General features: G+C 72.0%; 1 protein-coding gene. It reads left to right on the forward strand.

Features of this window, described 5'->3' with window-relative positions:
• Nucleotides 1-1,051 (forward strand): 7,8-didemethyl-8-hydroxy-5-deazariboflavin synthase CofG (cofG, locus tag IY392_RS17895; RefSeq protein ID WP_194861963.1); only part of this gene is annotated, 1,051 nt, incomplete at both ends.

Consider the following 1,051-nt stretch of genomic DNA (forward strand, 5'->3'; position numbering starts at 1 on the left):
CCGACGGGCTCACCCTCGACGTGACCGAGGCGGCGGTGTTGCTGGCCGCGCGTGGTGACGATCTCGTCCGGCTGACCGGGCTGGCGGCCGCGCGCCGCGACGCACGGCTCGTCGACGAGGGACGCCCGGGGGTGGTGACCTACTCCCGCAAGGTGTTCGTCCCGCTCACCCGCCTGTGCCGCGACCGCTGCCACTACTGCACGTTCGTGACCGTTCCGGGCAAGCTCCGGGCCGCCGGCGAGGGGCTGTTCCTCGACCCCGACGAGGTGGTGGACCTGTGCCGACGCGGCGCGGAGGCCGGGTGCAAGGAGGCGCTCTTCACGTTGGGCGACCGACCGGAGGACCGCTGGCCCGAGGCGAGGGAGTGGCTCGAGTCGCGCGGCTTCTCCTCGACCCTGGACTACGTCAGGGCCATGGCCATCCGGGTGTTGGAGGAGACGGGGCTGCTGCCGCATCTCAACCCCGGGGTGATGAGCTGGTCGGAGATGTCCATGCTCAAGCCGGTCGCACCGTCGATGGGGATGATGCTCGAGACCACGGCCACGAGGCTGTTCACCACCCCGGGTGCGTGCCACCACGGCAGCCCGGACAAGGACCCCGCGGTGAGGCTACGGACCCTGACCGACGCCGGGCGTCTCGCGGTGCCGTTCACCTCGGGGATCCTGGTCGGTATCGGGGAGAACCGGACCGAACGGGCCGAGAGTCTGCTCGCGTTGGCCGGACTGGCCAGGGAGTTCGGACACCTCCAGGAGGTGATCGTCCAGAATTTCCGGGCCAAGCCCGACACCGCCATGCGCGACTCGGCCGACGCGGACACCGGCGAGTTCCTCGCCGCGATCGCCGTCGCGCGCCTGGTGCTCGACCCGCGGGTCGCCGTCCAGGCCCCGCCGAATCTGGTGGACCGGGGGGAGGTGCTGGCTCTCATCGGCGCGGGGGTGGACGACCTGGGCGGCATCTCCCCGCTGACACCCGATCACGTCAACCCCGAGCGGCCGTGGCCGCATCTCGAGGGGCTGACCGCCGACCTGGCGGCGGCGGGGTGGGCACTGAC

Origin of the sequence: Dietzia sp. SYD-A1 (assembly GCF_015356725.1) — a bacterium.
In the GTDB taxonomy this organism is placed as follows: domain Bacteria; phylum Actinomycetota; class Actinomycetes; order Mycobacteriales; family Mycobacteriaceae; genus Dietzia.